A 23,558-nucleotide genomic window follows, 5' to 3' on the forward strand; every position below is an offset into this window, starting at 1 on the left:
TGCCGAACGATCTGTCCGGACCGAAAGGACCCACCATGACGACCGCCGAAACCGCCGTTGCCCCCGAGACCGTCGCAGAGGTGCGCGTGATCCCCCATTGGATCGATGGCGATGAGCGTGCGTCGCAGTCGGGGCGGACGGCTCCTGTGTTCGACCCGGCGACGGGTGCGGTGCAGGCGCGGGTCGCGTTGGCGGACGAGGCGGAGATCGCTGCGGCGATCGCGTCGGCGAAGGCCGGGTTCGAGGTGTGGAAGGACTACTCGATCGCGAAGCGGCAGACGGTGCTGTTCGCGTTCCGGGAGCTGCTGAACTCCCGCAAGGGCGAGCTCGCCGCGATCCTGACCTCGGAGCACGGCAAGGTGCTCTCCGACGCGATGGGTGAGATCCTGCGCGGTCAGGAGGTCGTCGAACTCGCGACCGGGTTCCCGCACCTGATCAAGGGCGCCTACTCGGAGAACGCGTCCAGCGGCATCGACGTGTACTCCACCAAGCAGCCGCTCGGGGTGGTCGGGGTCATCTCCCCGTTCAACTTCCCCGCGATGGTGCCGATGTGGTTCTTCCCGATCGCGATCGCCGCGGGCAACGCGGTCGTCCTCAAGCCGAGCGAGAAGGACCCGTCGGCCGCGCTGTGGCTCGCACGGCTGTGGGCCGAGGCCGGTCTGCCGGCCGGGGTGTTCACGGTGCTGCAGGGCGACAAGCTCGCCGTCGATGGACTGCTCACGAGCCCCGACGTGCAGTCGATCTCGTTCGTCGGGTCGACGCCGATCGCGCAGTACATCTACGAGACCGCGTCCCGTCACGGCAAGCGGGTGCAGGCGCTCGGCGGTGCGAAGAACCACATGCTCGTCCTCCCCGACGCCGACCTCGACCTCGTCGCCGACCAGGCCGTGAACGCCGGGTACGGTGCCGCCGGGGAACGGTGCATGGCCATCAGCGTGGTGCTCGCCGTGGAACCGGTCGCCGACGACCTGATCGCCAAGATCACCGACCGCATCGGCCGACTCCGGATCGGCAACGGCGCCGGGGTCGACGGTGTGGAGCCCGACATGGGGCCGCTGATCACCGACGTGCACCGCGACAAGGTCTCCTCGTACGTCGACATCGCCGAGGCGGACGGCGCGAAGATCGTCGTCGACGGCCGGGGCTTCCAGGTCGACGGGCACGAGGACGGATTCTTCTTCGGCCCCACCCTGATCGACGACATCCCCACCACGTCGCGTGCGTACCAGGAGGAGATCTTCGGGCCCGTCCTCTCGGTGGTCCGCGTGCAGTCGTACGAGGAGGGACTCGACCTGATCAACTCCGGTCAGTTCGGCAACGGCACCGCGATCTTCACCAACGACGGCGGCGCGGCCCGCCGGTTCCAGAACGAGGTGCAGGTCGGCATGATCGGCATCAACGTTCCGATCCCCGTCCCGGTCGCCTACCACTCGTTCGGCGGCTGGAAGCAGTCGCTGTTCGGCGACGCGAAGGCCTACGGCGTGCACGGCTTCGACTTCTTCACCCGCGAGAAGGCCATCACCGCCCGCTGGCTCGACCCCGCCACCCGCCACCACTCCGAGAACACCGGCATCAACCTCGGCTTCCCCCAGAACCACTGACCCGATGACCCGGTAGTCGAGCGACAGAACGGAGACAAGACTCCGCCAGCGTCGTCCGCACCACGCTGCGTTTCGTCTCGCTCGTTCCTCGCTCGCTCAACGGCCGCGATACCAGGAGGACTCCCTCATGACCGACACGCTCTCGAGCGACGCCGTCTACACCGACCCGGCCGGGACCATCCGCGCGCTTCCCGACCTCGAGGCCGACGCGCGTGTGCGCGCCGACGACCGCAGCCACGTGTTCCACTCGTGGAGCGCGCAGGCCGTGATCGACCCGCTGCCCATCGCCACCGGCGAAGGCGCGACGTTCTGGGACTACGCCGGCAACGCGTACCTCGACTTCAGCTCGCAGCTGGTGAACCTGAACCTCGGGCACCAGCATCCCGATCTCGTCGCCGCCATCCAGCGGCAGGCGGGGCGCCTGTCGACCGTGCAGCCCGCGATGGCGAACGACGTGCGCGGCGAGCTCGCCCGGCGCATCGCCGAGGTGGCCGGCGACGGGTTCGAGAAGGTGTTCTTCACGAACGGCGGTGCCGACGCGAATGAGAACGCGGTGCGCATGGCGCGCCTGGTCACCGGCCGGCGCAAGGTGCTGTCGATGTACCGCAGCTATCACGGCAACACCACGACGGCGATCTCGCTCACCGGCGACCCGCGCCGCTGGCCGAACGAGCCGGCCGACGGCTCGGTGGCGAAGTTCTTCGGACCGTACCCGTACCGCTCGGCGTTCCACTCCGCGAACGCCGAGGAGGAGACCCAGCGCGCCCTGGAGCACCTCGAGCAGACGATCGTGCTCGAGGGTGCGTCGACGATCGCCGCGATCATCATCGAGACGATCGTCGGCACCAACGGCGTGCTCGTGCCGCCCCCGGGCTACCTCGTGGGCGTCCGTGAGCTGTGCGACAGGTACGGCATCGTCTACATCGCCGACGAGGTCATGGTGGGCTTCGGCCGGGTGGGCGAGTGGTTCGCATTCCAGGCGTTCGACGTGCAGCCCGACCTCATCACCTTCGCCAAGGGCGTGAACTCCGGCTACGTTCCGCTCGGCGGTGTGGTGATCTCGCAGCGGATCGCCTCCCACTTCGACACGGTCGCGTTCCCCGGCGGGCTCACGTACTCGGGGCATCCGCTCGCGTGCGCGGCCGGCGTCGCCACGTTCGAGGTGTTCGAGCGCGACGGCATCCTCGAGCGGGTGCGCGACCTCGGATCGCGCGTGGTCGAGCCGCGCCTGCGCGAGATGGCCACGCGGCATCCGTCGATCGGCGATGTGCGCGGCCTCGGCCTGTTCTGGGCGATCGAGCTCGTGAAGGACCGCGACACCCGCGAGCAGCTCGTGCCGTTCAACGCGGCAGGGGCGGATGCCGCGCCGATGGCCGCGATCGCCGCAGCGTGCAAGCGCGACGGCGTCTGGCCGTTCACGCACTTCAACCGCGTGCACGTCGCCCCGCCGCTGGTCATCTCCGAAGCCGAACTGACGCGCGGTCTCGACGTGATCGACCGCGCCCTCTCGCACGCCGACGAACTGGTGCGCTGAACCCGCCGAACCGGGCAATCCGAAGCCCCCGCCGTCTCGAACAACCTGTGCACCCGAAGAACGGATGCACGGGAATGAAACGGCGGGGGTTCCGGTTATTCCTGTACTCAGCGCCAGGTGCGTTGCAGGAGGGGATCGTGGGTAAGAACTACATCGACATCGAGAACGACCACGGCGAGACGCTGCGTTACCGCAAGCACGTCAACGGTCGAGGCCTGATCGCGCACGGCGCGAAGGTGCACCCGACCGCCGTCATCGAGGCGGGTGCGTATGTCGAACCGGGGGTTCAGATCGCCGCCGGCGCGCACGTCGGTCGCGGCGTGTGGGTCGAGACGGATGCCGTCATCGGCCCCGACGCGGAGATCGCACCGCACGCGCACATCGGTCCGCGTGCCGCCATCGGCGCGCGCGCGAAGATCGGCGTCCGCACCCAGGTCGGCACCGACGCCCGCGTGGCCGGAGGCTCGCTCATCGGCGATGACCAGACGATCGGCGACGGCGAGAAGGTCGCCACCGACAAGCGCGGACTGCGACTGGCGGCCTGACCGCACCCGCGGTGGACCTCGCCGCCCGCTGAAGGTCAGCGACCCCGGCTAGCGTGGGGGCATGAAGCGCGCCCTCACGACCGTGGCGATCGTGGGGGTCGCCGCGGTGCTGATCGGGGTCGCCATCTGGCTGTTCACCGCCACGGCGACCGTCGGAGACACGGCGGACAGCCCGCCGGGTGCACGGCCGGCGGCGGCGACCTCGACGGTGCCCGACGACGCGTTCGCGATGACAGTCGAGAGCGTGCACGACGGCGACACGCTCCGGGCCCACGTCGACACGCCCAACGACGTGGTGAACGACACCTCCTCCACGCGCGTTCGCCTGCTCGGCGTCGACACCCCCGAGATCTCTCCGACGGTGGAATGCTGGGGCGACGAGGCGACCGCACAGCTGTCGGACCTCGCGCCCGCCGGGTCGACGATCTGGGCAGCCGCCGACGTCGACCCGCTCGACCGGTACGGCCGGCACCTGCTCTACCTCTGGACGGCCGAAGGCGAGTTCATCAACGCGGCCCTCATCGAGGGCGGCAGTGCGCGCGTCGAGGTGTACTCGCCGAACACCGAGCACGAAGCCCTGCTGCGGTCGCTCGAAGCCGAGGCGGTCGATGCGGGCGTCGGCCGGTGGGGCGCCTGCGGCTGAGCCGCGGCGCCGCTCGGATCACGCGAAGATCAGCAGCACGAAGCCGAGCAGCGGCAACGTGCCCTGGATGAGCGCAGGACGCAGGTACTTCGCACCCGAGGTGAGCAGCACGAGCGACGCCGCGACCATCGACCCCAGTGCGAACAGGGTGAGGGTGAAGCCGGCGACCTGCGCGGTGCTCCCGTCGTCGCCGGCCCAGTACAGTGCGAGGCCGATCGCGGTGCCGACGGCGAGGAACAGGTTGTAGAAGCCCTGGTTGTAGGCCATCGGCTTCGTCGCATCCGCGGTCTGCTGGTCGGCGACGCCGAAGCGCTTCCAGACTTTCGGCTGCGACCACTGCACACTCTCCATCACGAAGATGTAGACGTGCAGGAGCGCAGCCAGAGCCGCGAATACGGTCGCCAGGATCCCCATCATGCTCGCAACGTTAGCGCCGGGCTACGCTGAACGGCATGGCGAAGAGCGGCGGGTCCCGAGGCCGACCGGCGAAGCGGGGCGGGCCGATCCGGGCGAAGGCCCCGGTGAAAGGCTCTGCCGCAGGTGCGGCCAAGCCGAAGAAGCCGAAGACTCCCCCGCGCCCCGCGGAGGCGGCATCCGTCGCTCCCCCTCCCGCGCGTTTCACCCTCGGTGCGATCCCCGGGGCGACTCCCGGCAAGTGGATCGACACGTGGAAGGAGCGGATGCCGCACACGGCGCTCGAGCTCGTTGCGGTCTCGATCGCCGACCAGCGACGGGCGCTCCTGGACGCCGAGGTGGATGCCGCGCTCGTGCGTCTGCCGCTCGACAGCGCCGGGCTGCACGTGATCGGCCTCTACGAGGAGCAGCCGGTCGTCGTCATGGCGAAGGACTCCCACCTCACCGCGGGCGATGAGCTCGACCCCGCAGATCTGTCGGGCGAGGTCGTGATCGTGCCACAGGACGCGGTCTACGACCTCGACCTCCCCGGCACCGTCGCTCCCCGATTCGCGCCACCGGCCGACACCGCTGCGGCGATCGCGACGGTCGCCGCCGGCGTGGGCGTGGTCATCGTGCCGATGTCGCTCGCCCGGCTCCACCACCGCAAAGACACCGAGTACCGGCCGCTGAGCGGGGTGCCGGTGTCACCGGTCGCACTCGCGTGGGTCGCCGATCGCACCGGCCCCGCCGTCGAGGCATTCGTCGGCATCGTGCGCGGTCGCACCGCGAACTCGTCGCGCGGCTGAACCACCGGCATCCGGCATCCGTCCCGGAACGAAGATCAGGGGATGTCGCCGACCTGGGTCTCTGCGACATCCCCTGCTGGAACGGCCCCCCAGAAGACGCGCGGCTCCCCAGTCGCGCCCCATTCGTCTTCCACTCACCCCGTGCAGCGCCCCCAGGTGATGCACGGTTTCGAGTCGTTCCATGATCAGAGGAGCGGCCGGGTCAGCACCTGATACACACCCGCGGAAGCTTTTTCAGAACCCTGCTCCGTGCACCTGGAACGGCGCCACGATGCCGGTCTGCGTGGCGGCGGCGGCCAGCGCATCCGACGGCGCGAGCCCGGCCGCGAGGCCCTCGTGCATGGCACCGAGCAGCTCGCACGCGTCGTCGTCGGCGACGACCACCGGTGCCGCGACGACGCAGCGCGCGCCGGCGTGCAGCCAGATGCGGGTCATTCCGACGGCTTCCTCGCCCCAGCGCACCGACGAGCGCCCCACCTCGCACGCGGACAGGATCACCGTCTCGGGCACCTTCTCGATCAGATCGATGTCATAGCCGAAGAGGGTCCCGTCGGCGAGCTCGAGTCCCGAGAACATCGGGTTCTCCGCCGAGTGGCGGCCGTGCGAGGCGATGTGCAGCACATCGACCTGCGAGGCGAGCGCGGTGGTGCCCGCGATGTCGGCGTGCGGCAGCGTGACGGCTGTCGCCCACGAGCCGGCAGCGCGGCCCGTCTCCTCGGCCGCGCGTGGGACCCGGGGGCCGATGACGAATCCGGCTGATGACGGCGCGCGCCCGGCCGTCGCGCGAAGGCTGTGCCAGCGCGACACGGATGCCGCAAGCGTGAACGGATGCCCGCGAAGCCCCGGCAGCATCGCCCACGGGATGCCGTTCAAGATGACCGGCGTGGTGATCACCACGCGACGGGAGCCCACGGCAGGGAGCACCGGCTCGACGAGGGCGCGCGACAGCGCCGCGAGTCGTCCGTCCAGCGAACGCCGCACGACCTGGCGCAGCGGTGAGGTCGCGGGGATCGAGGCTGCCATGTCGAGATCCGCGCGGAGACCGGACATGAGCCCGCGCACGCCATCCCATCCGTCCAGGTGCATCAGCTGCGCGCTGTCAGCCGTCGCGACCACCGCTGCGAGGCCTTCGCCCGTGTAGACGTACGCGACGATCGCCGCATCGTCACCGAGACCGGACTGCGCCTCGGCGAGCGAGACGCGGCCGAGCACCGCCGACGACCGCATCGACGACCATTGCCGCTCCCGCGCGCGGCTCTGCAGCTCTTCGACCCGCGCGGCGGCGCGCCACTCCCCGTCCGCGTGCTCGGCCCGCAGCATGCGCAGCTCGGCGAGGTCATCGGCGAGAGTCTCGTCCGGAGGCGGCCGGAGAGGGGCGACCTGGAAGCTCAGATGACGCGTGCGCTCCGACCAGTCGAACACGACGTCGGGCCGACCCGAACGCGCCGCGGACTCGAGCCCCAGACCGATCAGCCCGTTGGCGTGCATCATGAGCGAGGTCTGCAAGTCGAGGCTGCCGAAGTCGCGCTGCCACTCGAACAGGGCGTCGAGCCCGGATGCCGCGTGCCGGCGGGCGTCGGCATGACGGCCGCGGACCGCGGCACGCGCCGCGACCACCTCGTACTGCAGCAGTCGGACATCCATCGTCGCAGTCGAGGGGATGCTCACCCGGCGGCCGGCAGCGCGGCCCCGGCGCGCCTCCCACAGCTGGCGAGCAAGCCGCAGTGCCGCGGACTCGGTGCGCAGCCCCCGGCTCTCGAGCTCGCCGGCCACGCGATCCACCGCCGCCGTGTCGGGGACGTGCCGCGATGGCGGCACACGCGTGCCGCCGCGCATCATCTGGCCGCCCGCGAGTTCCGCGCGCATCTCCAGCGCCTCGGCACGTGCGGTCCAGGTCGGATTGCCCAGAGCCTCGAAGCGCCTCACGGCGGTCCGCGCGATGCGCCGGGCGCGGCGAGGATCATGGGTGAGCAGCGACCGCGCGAGCTGGAACTCCGCCTCTGCCCGCTCCCTCGGCATCCGCGTGTCGCCGAACGTCTTCGCCGCCGACGCGAGCAGGGCCTCGGCCTCACGCGTCAGGCCGGCGTCGCGCAGCACCGTCGCCCGGTCCAGATCGCCGATCGCCGCGTTCGCCTTCGACACTCCGGCGATGATCGCGCGGGCGGCCGTCATCTCGCTGAGGGCTGCCACGATGTCTCCGCGGAGCAGGTCGATGTAGCCGAGGTTGTGTCTGGCCTCTGCTGCGTCGATGGCCCTGTCCGCAGCCGCGAAGATGCCCGCCGCCGCAGCGGTGTCGTCGGCCGCGGCGTCGAGGTCGCGACGCTGCATGCCGATCAGACCGCGGTTGACGAGCATGTTGGCCCGCGCCACGGGCTCGTCGGTCATGGCGATCGCCCTGCCGAGCCACAGGGTGGCGTCGTCGAGTCGGCCGGCGAACTCGGCGATGGCCCCCATCTGCCCCTCGAGGATGGCGACGGTCTCGCGCGACAGACCGGTGCCGTCCATCGCCTCGAGGCAGAGGCGCTCCGCCTCGCCGACGTCGCCGGTTCGCGCCCGGATCACCGCCAGCGTGCCGAGGATGCGCGCCGAGAGATCGGCATCGTCGGTCAGTCCGGCGGCGCGCGCGAGCGCCCGCTCGGCGGTCGCGAGTCGGCCCTGATTGGCCAGATCGACCGCCTCGCGGTGCAGCGACGCCGCGGAGGTCCCCATCGGACTCATCATGCCCTGCGGGGACCTCTCGTGGCGAGCGGTCAGCGCGCAGACGCCTGCATCTTCTCGAGCTCGCGCAGCACCCGGGTCTTCGCCTTGGCGAGCTCCGCGTTCCGGCTCTTCACGTCGGTGAGCTTCCCCGCCATCATCTTCGGCGCGAGGTCGGCGACGAGTTTCGCCGCGACGTACGGCGCTGCGAACGAGGTTCCGCTCCAGATGCCGAACCCGCCGGTGAAGTCATCGGGGTCGATGGTCTCGCGCGCGAGGAGGCCGCGGTCGTCGCGGATGGTGGGCTGCAGGCCGCCGTTGAACGGCGGCAGTGTGCTCAGCACCGCCGTCCCGGGCGCGTAGGTGTTCACCCAGGGGCCGATGTTCGAGTAGAGCGCGACGGTCCCGTTCGGGTTGAGCGCCCCGACCGCCATGTGCGGGGCTGCGGCGCGCGGATCGACGACGACGAAGTCGGGGTCACGCCAGTTCCACAGCTTCGCCTGCTCGCGCCAGTCCCAGAGCGCTGCCGGGAAGGTCGGCCGATCCGTCGCGTCGTTGCCCGCGGAGCAGACGACGGCGCATCCCCGACGTCGGGCGGCGCGGAGCAGTTCGCTGAGCGTCCGGTCGAAGAGATCGTCCTCGGGCGTCTCGTGGTAGTAGCCAAGCGAGATGCTGATGACGTCGACCTGGCGCCCGCCTTCCCGCTCGGTTCGCGCCATCCACTTCACGAGCGAGCGGACAGCGAGCATGAACGAGCCCTCGAGAACGTATCCTTCGCTGTCGGCGACGCGCACGGCCACGATGTCGGCCTCCGGCGCGACCTGGCGGATCACCCCGGCGATGAAGGTGCCGTGTCCGGCCGAACTGTCGAGGATGCCGTCCATGGGGCCGGCGAGGTCTCCGGTGAGCTCCGGGTCGGTGGAGCGGTCTCCGATGCCGATCGGACGATCGTCGAGCTCGACATAGCGCGACACGATGTCATTCGGCAGCCACTTGTGGGTTCCGCATCCCGTGTCGAGAACGGCGACGACGGGGCGCCGGCCGCGCTTCGCGAGAGGGATGCTGCGCACGGGCTCCGGCCCGGCGTAGGTGATGACCTGGCGGCCGGTGCCGCTGTCGGCATCCTCCGTCCCGAACGGGTTCGTGCGGGTGCCGTACGGGTTCGTCCGCGTGCCGTAGGGGTTCGTCCGCGTGCCGTACGGGTTGGTGCGGGTGCCGTACGGGTCGAGGGTGAGCACGTGGTCGAGGCTCACACCGCGGAAGTCCTTGCCGTTGCGCGCGCGGGCCCGCTGCAGCAGCCGCCATGCGTCGATCGGCGGCACGGGCTGGTCGTCGCGGTCCGGGCTCGGCTGCGGAAAGATGTCGATCCGATAGATGGTCGGCAGATCGAGGTCTCGGCGCCCGCGGCGCGCGCGGTCGATCGCGATGTCGATGTCGAGATCCGACTTGTCGAGGTTGCGAAGCTTGAGGCCCCAGCCGAAGTCCTGCGCCGCCGGGATCAGCGCCGCCATCACGGGACGCAGGTCCTCGGTCGTGGTCACGAGGAGATGGTCGGGCGCGTATGCCGTGGGGTACGCGTGCACGCCCTCGACCGGCTCGCTCGTCGGGTCGAGGGCAGCCCCCTCGCCGAATGCGGCGTCGTACCGGTCACGCCATGTTCGGCCACCACCGCCGCTGGCCGAGCCGCGGGCAGGATCGTCGGGGGGCAATGCACTCATCACGGGCTCCTATTCACACGACCACGATGCCGGAGCCCCCAGGCGCCGGCATCGGATCTATCGGTCTCAGACTTCGAATTGCGGGGTCTGGAAGTCGCGCAGTTCGCCGTCGGCGTCCCGCACGACGAGGCGAAGTCGCGCCACGCCGGGCGTGACCTCGTCGAACGCGAACCGGCCGGTGTCGCCGGCCTGGGCGGACCACTCCTGTTCGCCCTGCACGAGACGGATCGCGAGCGCAGTGGCATCCACCCACCCGTCGACCCGACGGCCGCCGTCATCGGTGGCCGTCACGTGCAGGAGCACACTCGTCGATCCATCACTGAACTGCAGCGTCGCCGTGTCGGCCTCGCCGCGCACCGCCGCCAGCTGCCCCTCGACGAGGGTGAGCATGGCGTACTCGCGCGTCAGGTCCTCTACGGCGACCGCGGCCACCATGCGGTCGACGAGATCGACCGGCACGGGATCGGTGGCCTCCCACATCCGCCGCACGTCGTCGAACAGTGCCGTGTCACCGGCAAGGTCGTCATTCTCCATGGTCGTCACCTCTCCATCCGTCGCCCTCAAGTCCAGCGCGAAGCTTTGCGAGGCAGCGCTGGCGGGTCGGTCCGATGGAGCCGATCGGCATCGCGAGATCTTGAGCGATGCGTGCATAATCGGGGCGGTCCTCGAACGCGACGATCCGCAGCAGGCGCTGGCATCGTTCGTCGAGCCGAGAGACGGCGTTCCACAGGCGACGTGATTCGTCGTCGGTGGCAGCGGTCTGCTCGGCGGATTCGTGGACCGGAAGGTGCGGTTCGAGCGACTCGGCCTCGGTCGCATCGGCACGCCGATGCTGTTTGCCGACGCGCCACGCCTCACGACGCGCGCACATCGTGAGCCATCCCGACACCGCTTGGGGATCGAGGATGGTCTCGTGGCGACGCACGAGGGTGAGCCATGTCGTCTGCACGACGTCTTCCGCGAGCGCAGGATCCAGCCCGTACGCGCGCACGACATGCCACAGGGGCGGTGTCATGAGTCGTACGAGCTCATCCATCGCACGGCTGTCGCCTTCGCGCCAGCGTACGAAGAACGCAGCGGCGCGCTCCCACCGTGCCGGCTCCACCGAGCCGGGCGGTGCGTCCGCGTCTGCCTGCGTCATGACGCCCATTCTGTCCACACCATGCCCGAGCGCGATAGTGGCGATCTGATACATCTGCGACAGAAGAATCCTGCATCACTTCAGGTTTCCTCCGCCTTCGCCCCTGCGCGAGGTGCGCCGTAGAATCGCGGCATGACGACCGCACCGCTGCTCTACGTGTGCGTGCGGCCTCAGGTGGGGGCCGCCGCGGCCGAGTACGAGTCGTTCCGCACCGCCATGAAGCTCGGCGCGGCGCAGCTCGACCGCCACGATCTCGTGCGCGAGCCGCTCCCCCACGACGCGTTCGACCGTTACAGCGGGTTCGTCGTCGGCGGCAGCCCGTTCAACGTCGCCGATCCCGAATCGACGAAGACCGACGCGCAGCTGCGACTCGAATCCGAGCTCGAGCACATCGCCCGCCACGTCGCCGCCGGCGATGGGCCCGCCGCGATGTTCACGTGCTACGGCATCGGCGTCGTGACGCGGATGCTCGGCGGCACGGTCAGCCGGGCCTACCCCGAAGACACCGGGCCTGTGGCCGTCTCCCTGACCCTCGACGGCCGCGCAGACCCGGTGTTCGGCACGCTCGCGGCGCGGTTCACCGCTCTCACGGCCCACAAGGAAGGCACGGAGTCTGTGCCGCCGGGAGCGGTGCTCCTCGCCGAGAACGACGGATGCCCCGTGCAGGCTTATCGCGTCGGCGATCGGCTCTACACCACGCAGTTCCACCCCGAGCCGACGACGACCGCGTTCACCGAGCGCATGGCGGTGTACCGCGACGACGGCTATTTCGAGGCCGCGGCCTACGACGAGATCGCCGGCCGCGTGCTCGCGGCATCCGTCACCGAACCCGTCCGCGTGCTGCGCGCCTTCGCCGAGCGCTTCGGTCCCGCCTGACCCGCCCGTCTCAGGCCGCGGGCGTCTTCGCATCCATGACGCGGGCGAACACGGCGGCGCCGATCGTCACGACGAGAACGGCGACCGCGACCACGATCGCGGTCACGCCGATCGCGGTGCTCGCCGGCTCACCCGTGAGCCGGCCGACGGCGAGCCACGACAGGCCCCACGAGATGGCGAGGGCCGGGGCCACACGCCAGCCGCTCGCCCAGCCGATCGCGATGCCGATGATCCCGACGACGACGAGAACCAGTACGCCCCAGACGTCTGCGCCGCCGGCGCCCGGATCCGCGACGATCGTGGTCAGCCAGGCGGTGACGTTGGCCACGGTCGCGAGGGTCACCCAGCCGAGGTGGAGCCCGGTGACCCCGTCGAGGAGCAGTCGGTCGGTCCAGCGCGCAGGCGGAATCTGCACGAGCCGGCGGAACGTCACCGCGAGCACCGCGAGCAGGACGACGATCGCGAGAACGGTGAGCGGCAGGCTGCCGAACTGCGCGGTGACGAGCCACAGCCCGTTGAAGGCCATCGTGCTCGCGACCAGCCAGCCGGCCGCGCGCTGACGCTCGTCTGCGCGCTGACCGGGAAGGGCCTGCCAGACCGTGTAGGCGAAGAGGCCGACGTAGATCGCCGTCCAGATCGAGAAAGCCTGGCGTGCCGGGGCGAGGTACGAGCCGTCGGCGTCGAGTGCCCCGTCTTGCAGGTCCTGCACGGGAGTTCCGCCGAGCAGGCCCGTGCCCACCATCGCGGCGACGATCATGAAGCAGAAGGCGCTGATGACGACGATCTGGCGGGTGAGGTCTCTGGCTGCCATGCCCCCACCGTACGGATGCGCGGCGACTCTGTCGGCCCTGTTGACAGGCGCGGGCAACCGGCGCTATGCGCCCTGCGGCGGGTGCCTGAGCAGCTCGATGCGCTCGTCGAGATAGCCCGCCAGCGCGGTGTATCCGCCCGCCTGACTCCAGCGCACGCTCGGCACGCCGTCGACGAGGGCGAGGGGCCCGGATGCCTCGCCCCGGGCGACCGCGTCGAGGTCGAGCATCCGCCAGCCGACGTGCACGCTCTCGCCCTCCGCGAACCCGCCGCGGAAGGCGGCCGCCGCCAATTCGGCGCGCTCGCGCTGCGACGTCGCGGTGTACCCGCGCCGCGCCTCCTCGCGGGCACGGACGACATCGCCGGTGGCGAGCACTGCGTCATCCGTCACCAGCAGCACGCCCAGGTGCCAAGCGTCTCCGCGGCGCTGCACGCGCGGCGCGCGCGCGACACCGAGCACGCGGCGCGGCTGAACGACCTCGCCGAGGGCTTCGCGGGGAGCCGAGGCGAGCGTGGTGCGCGCGCGCGAGAACAGCGCCTCGAGGTCGACACGCGGCTCGGTCATGGGCGCCTCAGGCGTGCTCGTCTTCGATGAGCGCCCCCACCGGACGCTTGACGCTGTCGCCGCGGAGCGACATCGCGATGAGCGGGAACAGCAGCACCGACAGCATGCCCGCGCCCACCAGCACCGACGCGACGCCCGAGGAGATGAGACCCTCGTCGACGCCGATCCCGGTCACCGCGACGATGATCGGCAGTCCGGTGGCACCGAGGAGGGTGATCGCGATGCGGTCGCGGGGCGACGATCCCTTCGGCGCGGCGAGCATCGAAGGCACCCCCCGAACGACCAGAAGGGCGACCACGACCGCGGGCACGATCGCGAGCAGCACCGGATCGTCGAGCAGCGCCTGCAGATCGAAGGTGATGCCGGTGTAGATGAAGAAGATCGGCACGAGGAAGCCGAACGCGAGGCCCTCGATCTTGCTCTCGACCGCGTGACGGTCGTGCTCGGTCGCCTCGCGCATCATGAGGCGCCAGACCACGCCCGCGGTGAACGCCCCGAGGAGCATGTCGATGTCGAGCGCGATGCTGAGCGCGACCAGCGCGACGAGGATGAGGAGCACCGTCCGCACCGCGAACTGCCCCGAGGTGTGGAGCGTCGCGTTGACGAATGTGTGCAGGCGCCCCTGCGGGACACGCATCGCCCACCACACAGCGAGACCGGCGATCAGGGCGAAGACCAGCAGGACGACCGTCGCGGTGCCGGGCTCACGGCCGCCGAGGAAGATCGAGATCGCGATGAGCGGGCCGAACTCGCCAACGGTCCCGAGTGCGCCGACAGCCTCGCCGAACGGCGTCTTCATCTCGCCCGCATCGCGCAGGATCGGCAGGAGGGTACCGAGCGCCGTCGAGGCGAGCGCCACGCCGACGATGATCGCCGGCTCGCCCGGCACGAACACCATGCCGAGCGCGATGCCGACGGTGATGCTGATGAACCACCCGATCCACGCCCGGCGGCCGGTCCGGCCGCGCAGCGACCGCGCCTCGATCTCGGTGCCGGCGACGAAGAACAGCATCGCGAGACCGAACTCGCTCAGCGCGTCGAGGATCTCGCCTTCGCTCACCCAGCCGAGCACGGCCGGACCGACGAGGATGCCGAGCACCAGCTCGAAGACCACGACGGGCACGCGCGCGACGCGGCCGATCCCCCGGGCCGCGAGCGGCGCGAGCACCGCCATGAGGCTGATGATCAGCAGTGACGAGACGTTCTCCACCGCATCAGCGTAGCCGCGGGAGTCAGGCCTCGATGACGTGGTTCAGGCGGGGAAGCACGAGCGTGTCGGTGCTGAGGGACCGGCCCGCGCGCCCCGGGGAGCCGGATCGGGCGGCCGCCGCGTCGCCGCCGCGGATCTCGCGGTGCAGCCGCTCCATGCGCTCATCGAGCGCGGCGGCGGTGTCGGCGGCATCCTTCAGCTGGTCGAGAAGCTCCTCGGGCACCTGCGTGTCGTACTTGTAGTAGATCTTGTGCTCGAGGCTCGCCCAGAAGTCCTGCGCGACGGTGCGGAACTGCACCTCGACCGGCACCGCGACGCGTCCGGTGGAGAGGAACACCGGCACCTCGACGATCGCGTGCAGGCTCTTGTACCCGTTGGGCTTCGGAGCGGCGATGTAGTCCTTCACCTGGAGGATGCGCACGTCGTCCTGCGCCGTGAGCAGGTCGAACAGACGGTACGCATCGGCGACGAAGCTGCACGTCACGCGCACGCCGGCGATGTCGGTGACGTGCGCGCGGATGGACGCGAAGTCTGCCTCGATCCCTTTGCGCTGCACCTTGTCGACGAGGCTGTCGGGCGACTTCACCCGGCTCGAGACGTGCTCGATCGGGTTGTAGTCGTGCATGTGCTGGAACTCGTCGCGCAGGATGCCGATCTTCGTCTCGATCTCCTGCATGCCGAAGCGGTACTCCAGCAGGAACCGCTGCATCTCGTCGCGGATCGTGCGAAGCTCGCCCGCCGAGACGGTGATCTGCGTGTCGTCATCGGACGCGGCGTGCGCCACTGGCGCGGGGTTCGACATGCCCACCACCGTAGGGAGCCAGCCTACGAGGGTGCTGTGAGCGTCTCCCGCCGTCAGCCGTCGAGCGCGCGACGGGCCCGGTCGGCCCCGCGGCGCGCGTCGGCGGCATGGGATGCGGCGTCCCGATGCTCGCGGTCGAGCGCGGCCAGCTGGTCCTCGGCCTCCTCGTGCTCGGCCTCGAGGCGGGCGAGGTCTCGCTGCAGGTCGCCGATCCGCTCCGCCAGATGGTCGACGCGCTCCTGGGTCTTGGTCTGCTTGGCGGCGACGGCTGCGAGCAGCCGGTCGGCCTCGTTCGCGTCGCGTTCGGCCTCGCGCGCGGCCTTCTCCGCGGCCTTGCGCGCCCGCCGGGCGGCGAGGTCGTCGCGGGGCGCGGCCTCAGCGGCACCGGGGAGCGAGCCGGCGACGGCGTCGGCGAGGTCGTCAGGTTCGAACGCGCCGGCCTCGAGCGGCGTCACGAGGCGCGCCGTCATGACCGCGGCGGCGGCCGCGGCATCCATCACTGCCGCGTTGATCGTCTTCTCGACGTCGCCCGCCGCTGCGGCGCTCACCGTGACGCCGGCGTCCTGCGCGAGACTCACCGCCTGCGCGGCGAGCGCGGCGACGAGCTGACGGCGCTGCCGGCCGAGGCGCGAGAGCTCGGCGGCGTCGAGGTCGTCCTGCGCTTCGCGCAGCGCCGCCGACAGTTCGAGCGCATCGGCGAGCTGACCCTCGCGGGCGAGGAGGTTCACCGCCCACGCCGCGACGACGGGCTTGCGCAGCGCCTTCACCCGGGTCGCGAGGGCACGATCGGTGAGGGCCGCAGCGCGGGCGTTGCGCGCCGCGGTGAAATCCGCGGGCACGATGGCGTACAGCTCGGCCGCGATGGCATCGATCGCCGCGTCGGAGCCCGCTTCGTCCGCCACCATCCCCCCAGTCTCCCCGATCCGGCGTGCCGTATTCAGGATGGCTCGCGCGCGCGGCGCGTCAGACCTGCATGATCACGCGGCCGCCCGCCGCTGCGGGGCGCATTCATCCTGCATTAGGCACACGGGCGGGTAGGGAGAGAGCGAGTGCGACGGTGGCGCATCCGCGCGGCAGGTGGCCCGGCTGGTCGCAGGGTCGGGCCGGCGCGCGGCGAGGCGGTTCAGTGCGCGAGGACGGAGGCCGCCTGCCGTGCGGCCCCGAGCGCGACATACTCGCCGGGCTCGGGAACCTCGACTTCGAGGCCCAGCACGAGCGGGGCGATGGCCCGCACCGCCTCGGACTGGGCCCCGCCGCCGACGAGGAGGGCGCGCTCGAGGGGCACTCCGAGCGCGCGCAGCGCGTCGAGGCCGGCAGCCAGTCCTGAGAGCATGCCCTCGACGGCGGCGCGCGCGAGGTTCTCGCGGGTCGTGGATGCGAGCGTCATGCCCGACAGCGAAGCCGTCGCGTCAGGGAGGTTCGGGGTGCGCTCGCCCTCGAAGTACGGCACGAGGGCGAGTCCGCCCGCTCCGGGCTCGGCGGCGAGCGCGAGCCGCGACAGCTCGGCGTGGTCGACGCCGAGGAGGCGGCCGATCGCGTCGAGCACGCGTGCGGCGTTGAGGGTGGCCACCAGAGGCAGGAACCGCCCGGTGCAGTCGGCGAAGCCCGCCACCGTGCCCGTGGGGTCGATCGTGCGCTCCTCGCTCACCGCGAAGACCGTGCCGCTGGTGCCGATCGAGACGACCACGTCGCCCGGCCCGGCGCCGAGGCCGAGCGCCGCGCCCGCGTTGTCGCCGGCTCCTCCGCCGACGCGCCGGCCGTCGGCATCCGTTACCCATTCCTGAGGGCCGAGCACGCGCGGCAGCACCGCGTCGTGGCCGAGGGCTGCGGCGAGCAGCTCGCGGTCGTAACCGGCGGCGTCAGCGGCAGCCTCGGTGCCCATGGTCGCGTCAGGCCGCCAGTAGCCGGTTCCCGAGGCGTCTGAGCGGTCGGTGACGAGCTCGTCGAGCACCGGGCCGAGGGCGGATTCGCCCGCCGGCCCGTAGCCGCGCAGCCGCCAGGTCAGCCAGTCATGCGGAAGGGCGACGGCGGCGACGCGCGCCGCGTTGTCAGGCTCCGCATCGCGCAGCCACCGGAGCTTCGTGACTGTGAAGGATGCCACGGGCACGAGCCCGGTGCGCCGGGCGAGCTCGTCTGCCCCGAACTCGGCGATGAGGTCCGCGGCCGCGCCGGCAGAGCGGGTGTCGTTCCACAGCAGCGCGTCGCGGACGACGCGACCGTCGGCGTCGAGCGCGACCATGCCGTGCTGCTGACCGCCGATGGCCCACGCCTGCACGTCGCCGAGGCCACCGGCATCCGCGATCGCCTCCTGCAGGGCCGACCACCAGGCCGCGGGATCGACCGATGTGCCGTCGGGATGCGGTGCACGCCTCTGGCGGACGACCTCACCCGTCGCGGCATCCGTCACGACGACCTTGCACGACTGCGTCGACGAGTCGACTCCCATCACCAGCGTCACGGGAACTCCTTCTGTGTGGCCCATGCCCCCAGTTCATCTCCGTGGAATCGACGGCGCCACGGCGTGGAGCAGCAGTTCCACGGAGATGAACCGCGGAAGGCGAGGGAGGGTGGGGCGGATGCCGGTCAGCGGGCGCCGAGCAGGTGCTCGGTCGCGAGCTGCTGCAGGCGCACGAAGCCGAAGCCCTTGCCGCCGAGGTACGCGTTCGCGTCGAAGTCCTCGTAGGCCGAGCGGTCGGCGAGGAAGTCGTCGTACGTCTCGCCCGGGTTCAGCGTCGGTTCGGCGAGCTCGAACACCTTGGCCGCCTCGAGGGCCTCCTGCACCTCGGGGTCGGCGCGGAAGGCCGCGGCGCGCTCCTTGAGCAGCAGGTAGGTGCGCATGTTGGCCGATGCCGAGTCCCAGACGCCCGTCTCGTCTTCGGTGCGGCTCGGCTTGTAGTCGAAGTGACGCGGCCCGTCGTACGCCGGCACCCCGCCCGGGCCGCCGTTCTCGAGCAGGTCGACGAGCGCGAACGCGTTGTGCAGGTCGCCGTGGCCGAACACCAGGTCCTGGTCGTACTTGATGCCGCGCTGACCGTTGAGGTCGATGTGGAAGAGCTTGCCGTGGTACAGCGCCTGGGCGATGCCGGCGGCGAAGTTCAGGCCCGCCATCTGCTCGTGGCCGACCTCGGGGTTGAGGCCGACGAGCTCGGGGCGCTCGAGCGAGTCGATGAACGCGATCGCGTGGCCGAGCGTGGGGAGCAGGATGTCGCCACGGGGCTCGTTGGGCTTCGGCTCGATCGCGAAGCGGATGTCGTAGCCCTTGTCGGTGACGTAGTCGCCGAGCAGGTTCACGGCCTCGCGGTAGCGCTCGAGCGCCTGACGGATGTCCTTGGCCGAGTCGTACTCGGCGCCCTCGCGGCCGCCCCACATGACGAACGTCTTCGCGCCGAGCTCGGCGCCGAGGTCGAGCTGGCGGAACACCTTGCGCAGCGCGAAGCGGCGCACGTCACGGTCGTTCGACGTGAAGCCGCCGTCCTTGAACACCGGGGCCGAGAACAGGTTGGTGGTGACCATCGGCACGATGAGGCCGGTGTCGGCCAGGGCGCCCTTCAGGCGGTCGATCTGGGTCTGGCGCTCGGCGTCGGTCGAGCCGAACGCGAACAGGTCGTCGTCGTGGAAGGTGAGCCCGTAGGCGCCGAGTTCGGCGAGCTTCTCGACGGCGTGCACGACGTCGAGGTGGTTGCGGGTCGGCCCGCCGAAGGGGTCGGTGCCGTTGTAGCCGATGGTCCAAAGGCCGAACGAGAACTTGTCGGCGCGGGTGGGGGTGGGCATGACGCTCCTTTGCGGGGCCGGGCTGACACGCGGGGCCGGTCGGTAATTGTTGCTGACGACAACCTATACCAGAACGGATGCCTCGTCCAGTCGGGCTCCGGTCGCTCCGCACCGCGGAATCCAGCCTCGAAGATCGAGCGAAACGCGTCCGATAGTTTCGGGCTACCATCGCTCCATGTCGGATGCACCGCGTGTCACCCTGGCGGAGATCGCCGCCGAGGCCGGCGTCTCGCTCGCCACGATGTCGAAGGTGCTGAACGGGCGCCACGACGTCGCGCCCGCGACGCGCGCCCGGCTCGAGGAGCACCTCGCCCGCCACGGCTACACCCGCCGCACCGATCGCCAGCGCAGCGACGTGGTCGAGCTCGTGTTCCACGAACTCGAGGCGAGCTGGTCGATGGAGGTCATCGAGGGCGTCGAGGATGTCGCGCACGCTGCCGGGCTGTCGGTCGTCCTCACCGTGAGCGGCGACCGCCACGCCCCGTCCGCGGATTGGATCGACGGCGTCCTGCGCAGGCGCCCGGTCGGTGTGGTGCTCGTGTTCTCCGACATCGCCGAGCACGTCCGCGACAAGCTGCGCTCACGCGGCATCCCGTTCGTGATCGTCGACCCGGCGGGCGACCCCTCCCCGGACGTGCCCTCGGTCGGTTCGGCGAACTGGTCGGGCGGGCTCATGGCCACCCGGCATCTCATCGAGCTCGGTCACCGCCGCATCGCGGCGATCACCGGCCCCGAAGACATGATGTGCTCGCTCGCGCGGGTCGACGGCTACCGCTCGGCGATGAACGCCGCGGGGCTGCCGATCGATCCCGAGCTCATCCGGTTCGGCGACTTCCACCCGGGCGGCGGCGAGCACCACGCGCGGGAGCTGCTGGCACTCGCAGACCCGCCGACCGCGATCTTCGCGGGGAGCGACCTGCAGGCGCTCGGCGCCATCGCCGCAGGATCAGCAGCCGGGCTGCGTGTTCCCGACGACCTGTCGGTCGTGGGGTACGACGACATCGCGCTGGCCCGGTGGATGAGCCCCCAGCTCACGACGGTGCACCAGCCGCTGCGGCGCATGGGCGAGGAGGCCACCCGGCTCGCCCTCCGGCTCGCCGACGGCAAGACGCCCGAGACCCTCCGCATGGATCTCGCGACGCATCTCGTCGTCCGCGGCAGCACCGCCCCGCCCGCCTGAGCAGGCTAGACGTCGGGCGTGACGGTGACCGTCGCGTGAAGCCCCCTGGTGTGATCGACGACACGCGGCTCGCCCGTGAGCCGCACGGACTGCGCCGCGACGATCTCGGCCGACGACCGCCCGAATCCGAGCACGATCTCACCCGGCTCGACGATGCGCCGCCCGTCGACGCCGGTGAACGAGGCGAGGTCGGCAGGTACGTCGAACGACACGCGCGCCCGCTCCCCTGCGCCGAGCGGAACCCGCGCGTAGGCGATCAGCCGCTGCACCGGCCGCACCGTCGACGCCACCGGATCGTGCAGGTACAGCTGCACCACCTCGACGCCGTCGCGGTCTCCCGCGTTGCCGACGTGGATCGACACCGTCACCGCGCCGTCGACGGCGATCGCGTCGGCCGATGCCGCGGCATCCGACCACACCGCGGGCGCATAGCCGAGCCCGTGACCGAACGCGTAGGCCGCCGTCAGATCGATGTTCGACACCCCGTTGCTGCGGGCGAGGGGTGCTGCGAGATACGTCGAGGGCTGCGCCCCCGAGTCGCGCGGGATGCTCACCGGCAGACGCCCGCTCGGATTGACGCGACCGCTCAGCACCCCGGCGATCGCACCCGTGCCCTCCTCGCCCGCGAAGAAGGCCTGAACGATGGCTGCGGCGCGATCCGGCGCCGAGCCCAGTGCGTAGGGACGACCGGCCAGCAGGGTCGCCACCACCGGCACGCCGGTGTCGAGCACGGCGTCCAGCAGCGCCTGCTGGGCACCGGGCAGCGACAGATCCGCCGCGTCGCAGCCCTCGCCGCTCGTACCGCGGCCGAACAGGCCCGCACGGTCGCCCAGGGCGACGATGACGACGTCTGCCGAGGATGCCGCGGCCACGGCCTCGGCGAACCCGTCGGTCTCGCCCCCGTCGATGCTCGTGCCGGCTGCGACGACGATCTCGGCGCCGGGGAACTCGGCCGCCAGCGCGTCGCGGAGCGTGGGCAGCTCGATGCCGATCGGCACCTCGGGGTGGCGCACGCCCACGTGCGAAGGGAACGAGTAGCACCCGAGCACCGCGTAGGGATCGGTCGCGGTCGGGCCCACCAGCGCGATGCGCGGCGGCGATGCGAGCGGCAGCGTGCCGTCGTTGCTCACCAGCACCACGGCACGCTCGGCGATGCGGCGCGCGAGGTCGCGGTTGCCCGGACTGTCGAGGTCGACCGCGCCCCGCACCGACGCAGCAGCGAGGTCGACTCCGGCGAGCGCGGAAGGCACGGGCGACCAGCCCGGATCGAGCATCCCGAGGTCGACCTTCTGACGCAGCACCCGGCGCAGCGCACGGTCGATGAGCTCTTCGTCGATCTCGCCCGCCTCGACCGCGTGCACGAGGTCGCGCCCGAAGGTCTTCACGGTGGGCAGCTCGACGTCGATGCCGGCCGCGAGCGCGTCGCGGGCGGCATCCGTCCACGTCTCGCTCACGCCGTGCAGCTGCTTGAGGAACGCGACGGAGAAGTAGTCGGCGACCACCGTTCCGTCGAAGCCCCACTCGTCGCGCAACAGTCCGGTCAGGAGCCGCCCGTCGGCGGCGGTCGGCACCCCGTCGAGATCGGTGTACGAGTTCATCACCGACCGCACGCCGCTCTCGCGGACCGCCATCTCGAACGGCGGGAGCAGCACGTCGGCGAGCTCGCGCGGGCCGACCGAGACCGGTGCGAGGTTGCGGCCGCCCTTCGAGGCGGAGTACCCCACGAAGTGCTTCAGCGTCGCGACCACGCCCGCCGACTCGACTCCCTGGATGTACGCGGTCGCGACCGTGCCGACGAGGTAGGGATCCTCGCCGATCGTCTCCTCGACCCGACCCCACCGCGCGTCGCGCACGACGTCGAGCACGGGGGCGAGGCCCTGGTGCACGCCGACCGAGCGCATGTCGTCGCCGATCCGGCGCCCCATCTCGCGCACGATGTCGGGATCGAAGGATGCACCCCAGCTGAGCGGGACCGGGTACGCGGTCGCACCCCAGGTCGCGAAGCCCGCGAGGCACTCCTCATGGGCGAGTGCGGGAATGCCGAACCGGTTCGCATCCGCGATCCGCTGCTGCGAGCGCATCAGCGAGAGCGCACCGACCGCGGGATCGACCGGGGCTGTGCCGAACGGGCGCGTGAGCTGCCCGAGGCCGTCCGGCAGCAGGTCGTCGAGGTCGACGTGGTCGTCCATGTCGTGCTGGTGAGGGGCGACATCCTCGCCGTCATCGGATGCTCCGACCCACACGCCGTACAGCTGGGCGACCTTCTCGGCCACCGTCATCTCCGAGACGAGGGCTTCGACGCGCTCGTCGACCGGGCGTGCGACGTCGCGCCAGGGCGCGGCATCCGTCATCGTGTCGTGGTCCATGGTCATCCCTTCACCGCTCCGGTGAGGCCGCCCACGATGCGCTTCTCGGCAAGGAGGAAGAACACCAGGGCGGGGATCATCGCGAGCGACGTGTAGGCGAGCACCGCGCCGGTGTCCTGCGAGTACTGGGTGGAGAACTGGGTGACGCCGAGCGGCAGCGGCCACAGCTCCTGCGGCAGCGATCCCGTCGAGATCACGAGGAGAGGCAGCAGATAGCCGTTCCAGCTGGCCACGAACGCGAGGATGCCGACAGTGATGAGACCGGGCTTCGCGAGCGGGAGCAGGATGCGCCAGAAGAAGCCGATGCGTGTTGCGCCGTCGATCATCGCCGCCTCTTCGAGTTCGTCGGGGATCGCGCGCAGGAACGGCACGAGGATGATGATCGTCGTCGGCAGCGCGAAGGCGATGCCGGGGATGATCACCCCGAGGTACGTGCCGTGGAGGCCCAGGGTGCGCAGCAGCAGCGTCAGCGGGAGCGCTGCGACGGTGAGCGGGAACATCAGCCCGGCCGCGAACAGCGAGTACAGACCCTGCCGGCCGCGGAAGTCGTAGCGCGCCAGCACGAACGCGGCCATGATGCCGGCGATCACGACACCGACGGTCGTGGCGGTCGCGAGCACAACGCTCGCGAACACGTTGCCCCAGAACCGCGGCGAGGTGAGCACGGTGACGTAGTTCTGCAGCACCCAGGGATCGGGCATCCCGGCGGGGTTCGCGTTCAGATCCGCGGTCGTGCGGAAGCCGCCCGCGATGACGTAGAGCACCGGGCCGACCGCGACCGCCGCGACGACGAGCGCCACGAGGTAGACGAACGGCTGGCCCCAGTCGAACCGGCGGCCGGCGGGAGCGGACTCGACGGGCGCTCCGCCCGTGACGATGGTGGTGGTGGCGGACACG

At 71.0% G+C, this 23,558-nt stretch carries 21 protein-coding genes; 7 read left to right on the forward strand and 14 right to left on the reverse strand.

Annotated elements, in window-relative coordinates:
• Positions 1–35: 35 nt before the first annotated feature.
• The 4 genes from JOD63_RS11930 (at position 36) to JOD63_RS11945 (ending at position 4,323) form a co-directional block, all read left to right on the forward strand.
• The gene (locus tag JOD63_RS11930; RefSeq protein ID WP_211088104.1) at positions 36–1,601 is read left to right on the forward strand and encodes a CoA-acylating methylmalonate-semialdehyde dehydrogenase; all 1,566 of its coding nucleotides are present in this window, start codon (positions 36–38) and stop codon (positions 1,599–1,601) included.
• A 127-nt stretch (positions 1,602–1,728) separates the two neighbouring features.
• Positions 1,729–3,135 (forward strand): aspartate aminotransferase family protein, encoded by a 1,407-nt coding sequence (locus JOD63_RS11935; protein WP_045274306.1) that lies wholly within the window; start codon positions 1,729–1,731, stop codon positions 3,133–3,135.
• 137 nt (positions 3,136–3,272) lie between these two features.
• Positions 3,273–3,680 carry an LbetaH domain-containing protein gene (locus tag JOD63_RS11940; protein WP_045274305.1) on the forward strand — a complete coding sequence of 136 codons (408 nt, stop codon included), beginning with the start codon at positions 3,273–3,275 and terminating at the stop codon, positions 3,678–3,680.
• A 61-nt stretch (positions 3,681–3,741) separates the two neighbouring features.
• Positions 3,742–4,323, forward strand: a complete 582-nt coding sequence (locus tag JOD63_RS11945; RefSeq protein WP_211088105.1) for a thermonuclease family protein — start codon at positions 3,742–3,744, stop codon at positions 4,321–4,323.
• A gap of 18 nt (positions 4,324–4,341) precedes the next feature.
• Here the strand turns inward: JOD63_RS11945 and JOD63_RS11950 are convergent, their stop codons facing one another.
• Positions 4,342–4,737 carry a DUF1304 domain-containing protein gene (locus tag JOD63_RS11950; protein ID WP_045274315.1) on the reverse strand — a complete coding sequence of 132 codons (396 nt, stop codon included), beginning with the start codon at positions 4,735–4,737 and terminating at the stop codon, positions 4,342–4,344.
• Positions 4,738–4,775: 38 nt separating this feature from the next.
• On the opposite strand from JOD63_RS11950, the gene JOD63_RS11955 reads away from it, so the two are divergent.
• Positions 4,776–5,525: a LysR substrate-binding domain-containing protein gene (locus tag JOD63_RS11955; protein ID WP_052682296.1), complete on the forward strand. Its 750-nt coding sequence runs from the start codon at positions 4,776–4,778 to the stop codon at positions 5,523–5,525.
• Positions 5,526–5,759: 234 nt separating this feature from the next.
• On the opposite strand, the gene JOD63_RS11960 is transcribed toward JOD63_RS11955, so the two are convergent.
• From JOD63_RS11960 to JOD63_RS11975, 4 genes are all read right to left on the reverse strand, one after another.
• The gene (locus tag JOD63_RS11960) at positions 5,760–8,234 is read right to left on the reverse strand and encodes a CHAT domain-containing protein (RefSeq protein WP_045274303.1); all 2,475 of its coding nucleotides are present in this window, start codon (positions 8,232–8,234) and stop codon (positions 5,760–5,762) included.
• 41 nt (positions 8,235–8,275) lie between these two features.
• A complete protein-coding gene (locus tag JOD63_RS11965) occupies positions 8,276–9,940 on the reverse strand; it encodes a S8 family peptidase (RefSeq protein WP_052682295.1) in 1,665 nt (554 codons plus the stop codon).
• A 66-nt stretch (positions 9,941–10,006) separates the two neighbouring features.
• A complete protein-coding gene (locus JOD63_RS11970) occupies positions 10,007–10,474 on the reverse strand; it encodes a hypothetical protein (RefSeq protein WP_045274302.1) in 468 nt (155 codons plus the stop codon).
• Complete coding sequence (locus JOD63_RS11975) at positions 10,464–11,081, reverse strand: RNA polymerase sigma factor (RefSeq protein ID WP_045274301.1); 618 nt, start codon at positions 11,079–11,081, stop codon at positions 10,464–10,466. Before JOD63_RS11975 ends, JOD63_RS11970 begins: the two co-directional genes overlap by 11 nt.
• 132 nt (positions 11,082–11,213) lie before the next feature.
• Here JOD63_RS11975 and JOD63_RS11980 point away from each other — a divergent pair, with 132 nt between their 5' ends.
• On the forward strand, positions 11,214–11,957 hold the full coding sequence (locus tag JOD63_RS11980) for a glutamine amidotransferase-related protein (protein ID WP_045274300.1): 744 nt from the start codon (positions 11,214–11,216) through the stop codon (positions 11,955–11,957).
• 10 nt (positions 11,958–11,967) lie between these two features.
• Here the strand turns inward: JOD63_RS11980 and JOD63_RS11985 are convergent, their stop codons facing one another.
• From JOD63_RS11985 to xylA, 7 genes are all read right to left on the reverse strand, one after another.
• Positions 11,968–12,768, reverse strand: a complete 801-nt coding sequence (locus JOD63_RS11985) for a TspO/MBR family protein (RefSeq protein WP_045274299.1) — start codon at positions 12,766–12,768, stop codon at positions 11,968–11,970.
• Positions 12,769–12,831: 63 nt separating this feature from the next.
• A complete protein-coding gene (locus JOD63_RS11990; RefSeq protein ID WP_045274298.1) occupies positions 12,832–13,332 on the reverse strand; it encodes a hypothetical protein in 501 nt (166 codons plus the stop codon).
• A gap of 7 nt (positions 13,333–13,339) precedes the next feature.
• Entirely contained in the window at positions 13,340–14,542 is a 1,203-nt protein-coding gene (locus JOD63_RS11995; RefSeq protein ID WP_245617926.1) for a cation:proton antiporter, read from the reverse strand.
• 22 nt (positions 14,543–14,564) lie between these two features.
• Positions 14,565–15,344: a GTP pyrophosphokinase gene (locus tag JOD63_RS12000; RefSeq protein ID WP_084613320.1), complete on the reverse strand. Its 780-nt coding sequence runs from the start codon at positions 15,342–15,344 to the stop codon at positions 14,565–14,567.
• 53 nt (positions 15,345–15,397) lie between these two features.
• Positions 15,398–16,249, reverse strand: coding sequence for a hypothetical protein (locus tag JOD63_RS12005; protein WP_045274297.1), 852 nt, complete (start codon positions 16,247–16,249; stop codon positions 15,398–15,400).
• A gap of 218 nt (positions 16,250–16,467) precedes the next feature.
• Positions 16,468–17,802: a xylulokinase gene (locus JOD63_RS12010; protein ID WP_052682293.1), complete on the reverse strand. Its 1,335-nt coding sequence runs from the start codon at positions 17,800–17,802 to the stop codon at positions 16,468–16,470.
• Between the two features lie 125 nt (positions 17,803–17,927).
• Entirely contained in the window at positions 17,928–19,115 is a 1,188-nt protein-coding gene (xylA, locus tag JOD63_RS12015) for a xylose isomerase (protein WP_045274296.1), read from the reverse strand.
• Between the two features lie 175 nt (positions 19,116–19,290).
• On the opposite strand from xylA, the gene JOD63_RS12020 reads away from it, so the two are divergent.
• Positions 19,291–20,295, forward strand: coding sequence for a LacI family DNA-binding transcriptional regulator (locus JOD63_RS12020; RefSeq protein ID WP_045274295.1), 1,005 nt, complete (start codon positions 19,291–19,293; stop codon positions 20,293–20,295).
• Positions 20,296–20,300: 5 nt separating this feature from the next.
• Here the strand turns inward: JOD63_RS12020 and JOD63_RS12025 are convergent, their stop codons facing one another.
• Both JOD63_RS12025 and JOD63_RS12030 read right to left on the reverse strand, forming a co-directional pair.
• Complete coding sequence (locus tag JOD63_RS12025; protein WP_045274294.1) at positions 20,301–22,667, reverse strand: beta-xylosidase/alpha-l-arabinosidase; 2,367 nt, start codon at positions 22,665–22,667, stop codon at positions 20,301–20,303.
• The gene (locus JOD63_RS12030; RefSeq protein WP_045274293.1) at positions 22,664–23,557 is read right to left on the reverse strand and encodes a carbohydrate ABC transporter permease; all 894 of its coding nucleotides are present in this window, start codon (positions 23,555–23,557) and stop codon (positions 22,664–22,666) included. Before JOD63_RS12030 ends, JOD63_RS12025 begins: the two co-directional genes overlap by 4 nt.
• Position 23,558: the final 1 nt, after the last annotated feature.

The sequence above is a fragment of the Microbacterium terrae genome, from assembly GCF_017831975.1.
Lineage (GTDB): Bacteria > Actinomycetota > Actinomycetes > Actinomycetales > Microbacteriaceae > Microbacterium > Microbacterium terrae.